This is a genomic window from Streptomyces aureus (assembly GCF_001418135.1).
GTDB classification, from domain to species: domain Bacteria; phylum Actinomycetota; class Actinomycetes; order Streptomycetales; family Streptomycetaceae; genus Streptomyces; species Streptomyces aureus_A.
Genome location: NZ_LIPQ01000411.1, coordinates 1 through 6,720, shown reverse-complemented (window position 1 = coordinate 6,720; position 6,720 = coordinate 1). Strand labels below are relative to the sequence as shown.

At 71.1% G+C, this 6,720-nt stretch carries 5 protein-coding genes; 3 read left to right on the top strand and 2 right to left on the bottom strand.

Going from position 1 to position 6,720, the window contains the following annotated elements; all coding sequences use genetic code 11:
• The coding region (locus tag AOK00_RS29230) for an SMP-30/gluconolactonase/LRE family protein (protein WP_173861667.1) at positions 1–201 on the top strand (201 nt) is incomplete at its 5' end.
• 168 nt (positions 202–369) lie between these two features.
• Here the strand turns inward: AOK00_RS29230 and AOK00_RS29225 are convergent.
• A complete protein-coding gene (locus AOK00_RS29225; RefSeq protein WP_055603239.1) occupies positions 370–1,956 on the bottom strand; it encodes a glycoside hydrolase family 53 protein in 1,587 nt (528 codons plus the stop codon).
• Between the two features lie 146 nt (positions 1,957–2,102).
• Complete coding sequence (locus AOK00_RS29220) at positions 2,103–4,136, bottom strand: beta-galactosidase (protein WP_055603238.1); 2,034 nt, start codon at positions 4,134–4,136, stop codon at positions 2,103–2,105.
• Positions 4,137–4,342: 206 nt separating this feature from the next.
• Between AOK00_RS29220 and AOK00_RS29215 the strand changes: the two genes are divergently transcribed.
• Together AOK00_RS29215 and AOK00_RS29210 are read left to right on the top strand one after the other, a co-directional pair.
• Positions 4,343–5,656, top strand: coding sequence for an ABC transporter substrate-binding protein (locus AOK00_RS29215; RefSeq protein ID WP_055603237.1), 1,314 nt, complete (start codon positions 4,343–4,345; stop codon positions 5,654–5,656).
• Entirely contained in the window at positions 5,653–6,636 is a 984-nt protein-coding gene (locus AOK00_RS29210; protein ID WP_173861666.1) for a carbohydrate ABC transporter permease, read from the top strand. The genes AOK00_RS29215 and AOK00_RS29210 overlap by 4 nt, the downstream gene beginning before the upstream one ends.
• Positions 6,637–6,720 lie beyond the last annotated feature (84 nt).

Sequence of the window (6,720 nt, the reverse complement as noted above, 5' to 3'; positions counted from 1 at the left end):
CTCCACGCGCGCGTGGAGGTGCCCGCCTCCCATGTGACGAGCTGCGCCTTCGCCGGACCGGACCTCGACGTCCTGGTCATCACGACGGCCGCGGAGGGCCTGCCCGAGCCCCGCCGCCGGGCGGAGCCGGACGCGGGGCGGTTGTTCGTCTGCCGTCCGGGTGTCAGGGGGCTGCCGAGCGTTCCGTACGCGGACCGCTGACCGGCCGCCGGGGGGGGGGCGGGAAGGGGACGCGCCTACCGGTCTGACGCTCCGCGAGCGCCGCGCAACCCGCCCGGTGACGCGACGGCGGCCCCCGCCGAGTGGTGGCCGGAACACGCGGATGGGGCGGGCTCGTGAACGAGCCCGCCCCTCGTGGTGCACGGTGGGTCAGCGGTGGGCCAGCCAGGTCGCCGCCGGAAGCAGCTTGCTGTCGTAGTCGAACAGCGCCTGGTTCTCCCAGCCGTTGCCGGAAGAGGAGTCGGCCGGGTCCCAGCCGTTGCCCGTGACGGCCGTCCAGGTCGGCTCCCAGTAGAAGACACCGAGACCGCGGCCGTTCGGGACCGCCTCGACCACGTTCATGACGTCCCGCAGCCAGGCGGACTGGCCGGCCGCGCTCGCCGGGTAGCCGGAGACCAGCTCCGAGGACAGGTCGATGATGTTCTCGTGGGCGTCCTCGCTGTCGAGGCGGAACGGGTACGCGGTCTCGGCGACCATCACCTTCTTGCCGTAACGGGCGGAGATGTCGTCGAGGTTGGCCTGGAGCGAGGACAGGGCGCCGTGCCAGTAGCCGTAGAAGGAGAAGGCGATCACGTCGTAACTCACGCCCTGCGCGGTCGCGTTGTCGAACCACGTGCGGTACAGGGCGTTGTCGCCGCCGTTCGCGAGGTGCAGCGCGATCTGGGTGCTCGAAGAGACCGCCTTGGCCGCGGAGACACCGGAGCCGAGCAGCCCCGCCAGCTGCGACCAGTTGCTCGTCGAACCCTCCGGCCACAGCATGCCGGTGTTGATCTCGTTGCCGATCTGCACCATGTCGGCCGTGGTGCCCTGCGCCTTGAGGGCGTTGAGGACGTCGTAGGTGTGGTTGTAGACGTCCGTCTTCAGCTGCGTGTACGAATGGCCCTGCCAGGCGGCGGGCTTGGTCTGGGCGCCAGGGTCGGCCCAGATGTCGGAGTAGTGGAAGTCCACGAGCAGCTTCATGCCCTGGGCCTTGATCCGCTGCGCGGTGGCGAGGACACGGGCCTTGTCGTTGTAACCGTCGGCCGGGTTCACCCACACCTTCAGACGGCCGTAGTTGGCGCCCGCGTTCTTGAGCAGGGCGACCGCGTCACCCGTGGTGCCGGAACTCGACCGGTAGGTCCCGCCGAGGTCCTCGCTCTTCCTGAGGGAGGACACGTCGACCCCCCTGACCGCGAGACCGGTCGATCCCGCGGTGAACGTCAGATCGTCGACGTTCAGCCAATTGCCCGCTTTGGCATCGGAGTTGATGCTGACGGTGCAGGCGCCGCCCGTCACGGTGACGGGAGTGACGATCCGTATCCAGGAGGTGGACGTCACCGGCAGGTCGGTGCGCTGCTCGGCCGAGCCGCAGTTCCGCAGGGCGAGATGGGCGGAGTTCTGGCCGCCGCCCGACCGGACCCAGGCGCTCAGCGTGTACGTGCCGTTGGCGAGCCCGGAGAGGTACTGGTACGTCTCCACCTTGTACGCCGATGCCGACCAGTGGCTCAGGCGGTAGCCGCCGCCGCGGCCCCCGGCCTCGGTGAACGAGGCGGCGTTCTGTCCGGCGGCCGAGTAGGTCGACCAGCCGGCCGGGGTCGCGGTCCCGGTGGCGTCGCTCTCGAACCCGGCGTTCGTGAGGGTGGCGGCGGCCTCGGCCTGCTGTGCGGCCGGCAGCGGAGCGAGGAGCAGGGCGCCGAGCGCGGTGGCGACGGCCGCGGCGCGCAGGCGGATGCGGCTTCTGACGGTGGTGGGGTGCATCGTCGAGTCCCTTCGACGGTGGCCAATGAGAGGTGTGGTGCGGGTGGTTCCTCACGGGTGGTGCGGTTCACCCGGGGGCGGCGCAGCGGGCGCCGCCCCCGGGGATATCGGGGCCCCGGCCGGGCCGGGGGAGGGGGAGGTGCGGGTCAGGAGTCGAGGCGTACGACCCGCACGGCACCGGCCGGGACGGTGACCTTCCCGTCGACCGGCGTGCCCCCCGGGGCGCCGCCCAGCAGCTCGGTCCCGGAGCCGTCGAGCGGCACCTCGGCGTCCTCGGCGGAGTGGTTGAGGGCGAACAGGTACTGCCCGCCGTCGCCCGCGCGGCGCACGACCTCCACGTCACGCGGCAGCGCGCCGCGCGCCGCGACCCCCGCGTCCTCGCACGCCGCGGCGACGACCGCGTCGAGCGACGCCGCGTCCAGCCGGGTGGAGACGTACCAGGCGGTGCCCCGCCCGAGCCGGTGGCGGGTCACCGCGGGGCCGCCGGCGGCCGGCCCGTCGGCGTATGTCCACACGGTCTCGGCGCCGCGCGGCCGGACGGACTCCGTCCACACGTCGCCGGTGAGCGAGGCTCCGCCGGGTCCGGTGATCCGCACGCGCTGGTCGTCCAGGAGCGGCGACCACTCGTCCACCGTGAGGCCGAGGACGTCCCGCAGGGCGCCCGGGTAGGCGCCGGGGTGCACGGCGTCGTGCTCGTCGACGATCCCGGAGAAGTACGAGACGACGAGCGTGCCGCCGTTCTCGACGTACTCCCGGAGGTTCTGCCCGGCGGCCTCGGTCATGAGGTAGAGCGCGGGGACGACGACCAGCGGGTGGGCGGAGAGGTCGGCCTCGGGGTGGGCGAAGTCGACGGTGAGGTGCCGGTCGTAGAGTGTCTCGTAGAAGCTGTCGGCGCGCTCGCGGGCGTCGTGGGCGGCGTTCGGCCGCCACTCCAGGTTCTGCGCCCACCAGGAGTGCCAGTCCCAGAGCATGGCGACGTCCGGGACGGTCCGGCTGCCGCGCACCTCCTCCAGGGCCTCCAGGCCGGCGCCGAGGGCGACGACCTCGCGCCAGATCCGGGTGTCGGTGCCGCCGTGCGGGACCATCGCGGAGTGGAACTTCTCGGCACCGCGCCGGGACTGGCGCCACTGGAAGAACATGGCGCCCTCGGAGCCGCGGGCCACATGGGCGAGGGAGTTGCGGGCCATCTCGCCGGGGCGCTTGGCCGGGTTGCGGGGCTGCCAGTTCACGCCCGAGGTGGAGTGCTCCAGGAGCAGCCAGGGCGCGCCGCCGGCGACGGAACGGGTGAGGTCGGCGGCCATGGCCAGGTTGACGTGGGTGCGGCGGCCGTCGGTGATCAGATAGTGGTCGTTGGTGACGAGGTCGACCTCGCGGCCCCAGGCCCAGTAGTCGAGGGAGTCGCACTGGCTGAGCGCGGTCATGAAGTTGGTGGTGACGGGGACTCCGGGCGCGAGTTCGTGCAGGATGTCCCGTTCCGCCCGGAAGTTCTCCCGGATGGTGGCGTCGGCGAAGCGCCGGTAGTCGAGCTGTTGGGCGGGGTTGCCGACGGTGGGGGTGACCCGCGGCGGGTCGATCTCCTCGTACGAGGAGTAGCGCTGCCCCCAGAAGGCGGTGCCCCAGGCCTCGTTCACGGCCTCCACCGAGCCGTACGTGTCGTCGAGCCAACGGCGGAAGTGGGCGGCGCAGCCGTCGCAGTAGCAGGCGCCGACGGGAACGCCGTACTCGTTGTGGACGTGCCAGAGCGCGAGCGCCGGGTGGCCGCCGTACCGGCGGGCCAGCTCGGTGGTGATGCCCGCGGCGGCCGTCCGGTAGGCGGTGGAACTGTGGCAGATCGCGCCGCGTGAGCCGTACGAGTAGCGCACGCCCTCGGCGGTGACGGGCAGCGCCTCGGGATGCGCCCGGTAGAACCAGGCGGGCGGTGCCACGGTCGGGGTGCCCAGGTCGATGCGGACGCCGTGTTCGTGGAGCAGGTCGAGGAGCCGGTCGAGCCAGCCGAAGTCGTACCGGCCCGGCTCCGGTTCGAGGAGGGCCCAGGAGAAGATCCCGATGCTCACCATGGTGACGCCGGCCTCCCGCATGAGCCGGACGTCCTCCTGCCAGACGCTTTCCGGCCACTGTTCGGGGTTGTAGTCCCCGCCGAACGCGAGCCGGTGCAGGCCCTTGGGAGTGGTCTGCGGCATGGGTCTCTCCTGAAGCCTCGAGCGATGAAAGCTCTGGTTCGTTGTGAACGTGCACACAGTCGATCTCGATGTGGCAACGCAACATAACCGCACACGAACAACCATTGACAAGTGTCTGGAACGTTTCTCTACTGTGAACGCTCACAGATGCATGGTCGGCCTCCCCGCCCTAGGGAGAGGCCCTTTCGGTCAGGGAGAAGTACCCCATGCCCCACACGATGCGCCGCAGCCTCGCCGCCGCCACCGCCGTCCTGCTCGGCGCCACCGCGCTCACCGCCTGTGGATCCTCCGACTCCGGGGACGAGGGGGCGGCCGGCTCCGGCCCCGTCTCGCTCACCTACTGGGCCTGGGCCCCCGGTATGGACAAGGTCGTCGCCCTCTGGAACGCCGAACACCCCGACATCAAGGTGACGGTGCAGAAGCAGGCATCCGGCGACGACCTCGTCACCAAGATCATCACCGCGGCCAAGGCCCACAAGGCCCCCGACCTCGTCCAGGCCGAGTACCAGGCCCTGCCGACCCTCGTCTCCAACGACGCCCTCGCCGACATCGCGCCCGACGTCGCCGGCGTCCAGGAGAAGTTCGCCCCCGGCATCTGGCAGCAGACCACCTTCGGCGGCGAGGCCGTCTACGCCCTGCCGCAGGACTCCGGACCGCTGATGTTCTTCTACCGCCAGGACCTCTTCAAGAAGTACGGACTCTCCGTCCCCACCACCTGGGAGGAGTTCGCCGCCACCGCGCGCGACCTGAAGAAGAAGGCCCCGAAGCAGTCGCTGACCACCTTCTCCGCCAACGACTCCGGCCTCTTCGCCGGACTCGCCCAGCAGGCCGGCGCCAAGTGGTGGACCTTCGAGGGCGACACCTGGAAGGTCGGCATCGACGACGCCGCCACCCGGAAGGTCTCCGACTTCTGGGGCGGCCTGGTCGCCGAGGGCGCCATCGACAACCAGCCGATGTACACCCCCTCCTGGAACAAGGCCATGAACACCGGCGAGCAGCTCGCCTGGGTCTCCGCCGTCTGGGCCCCCGGCACCCTGACCACCGCGGCCCCCGACACCAAGGGCAAGTGGGCCATGGCCCCGCTCCCGCAGTGGACCGAGGGCGGCTCGTCCACCGGCAGCTGGGGCGGCTCCTCCACCGCCGTCACCACCGACTCGAAGCACAAGAAGGCCGCCGCGCAGTTCGCCACCTGGCTGAACACCGACCCGGTCGCCCTCGCCGCCCTCGTCAAGGAGAGCGGCATCTACCCGGCGGCCACCGCCGCCCAGACCAGCGGCGCCCTCGCCAAGGCCCCCGACTACTTCGCCAACCAGCCCGACTTCTACACCCGCGCCGCCGAGATAGCGAAGACCACCGCCCCCGCCGCCTGGGGCCCCAACGTGAACGTCGCCTACACCGCCTTCAAGGACGAGTTCGGCAAGGCCGCCAAGGCCAAGTCCGGCTTCGGCACCGCCCTGACCGCCGTCCAGTCCGCCACCGTGACGGACCTGAAGAAGCAGGGCTTCGAGGTCGCCCAGTGACGCAGCCCCTTACGGGCGCGCGCCGGGCGTACGGGGCGGAAGCGGCCCCGTACGCCCACCCGTCGCCCCCCACCGCACTCAAACGAGCACGAAGTGCCCCCTACTTCTTCCTGCTCCCCGCCGCCGTCCTCTTCGCCCTCTTCTTCGCCCTCCCCATCGGCTACGCCCTCTGGCTCAGCTTCCACAAGGTCGAGATCAAGGGTCTCGGCCTCGGCAAGGGCGCCAAGTCCGAGGTCTGGGCCGGCCTGGAGAACTACGCCTCGGCCCTCACCGACTCCGAACTCGCCGCCAGCGCCCTGCGCGTCCTCGGCTACGGCGCCATCGTCGTCCCCGTGATGCTCGGCCTCGCCCTCTTCTTCGCGCTGCTGCTCGACTCCGAGCGCGTCCGGGCCCGCTCCTTCGCCCGGCTCGCGATCTTCCTGCCGTACGCCGTTCCCGGTGTCATCGCCGCCGTCCTCTGGGGCTTCCTCTACCTCCCGGACGTCAGCCCCTTCCACTTCGTCCTCGGCAAGCTCGGCCTGCCCGAGCCCGACCTCATGGACGGCGGACCGCTCTACCTGGCGATGTCGAACATCGCTGTCTGGGGCGGCACCGGCTTCAACATGATCGTCATCTACACCGCGCTGCGCTCGCTGCCCGCCGAGGTGTACGAGGCGGCCAAGCTCGACGGCTGCTCGGAGCTCCAGATCGCCCTGCGCGTCAAGATCCCGATGGTGGTGCCCTCGCTGGTGCTCACCTTCTTCTTCTCGATCATCGCGACCCTCCAGGTCTTCAACGAGCCCATGACGCTCAAGCCGCTCACCAATGGCATCCCCTCCACCTGGAGCCCCCTCATGAAGGTCTACAACGACGCCTTCACCGGCGGGAACATCCACGCCGCCTCGGCCACCGCCGTCGTGCTCGCCCTCGCCACCTTCGCCCTCTCCTTCGCCCTCCTCAGGATCTCCAACCGCCGCACCACGCAAGGAGCCGGCCGATGACCGGGCTCGCCTCCCCGCCGCTCCGCAAGACGGTCATCGCCGACGGCCCTGCCGCGGGCCCCACCCCCGGCGCATCCCAGGGTC

Excerpts from the sequence above, each read along its gene's own strand:
- AOK00_RS29225 (WP_055603239.1), bottom strand. The coding sequence starts at position 1,956 with ATGCACCCCACCACCGTCAGAAGCCGCATCCGCCTGCGCGCCGCGGCC.
- AOK00_RS29220 (WP_055603238.1), bottom strand. The coding sequence starts at position 4,136 with ATGCCGCAGACCACTCCCAAGGGCCTGCACCGGCTCGCGTTCGGCGGG.
- AOK00_RS29215 (WP_055603237.1), top strand. The coding sequence starts at position 4,343 with ATGCCCCACACGATGCGCCGCAGCCTCGCCGCCGCCACCGCCGTCCTG.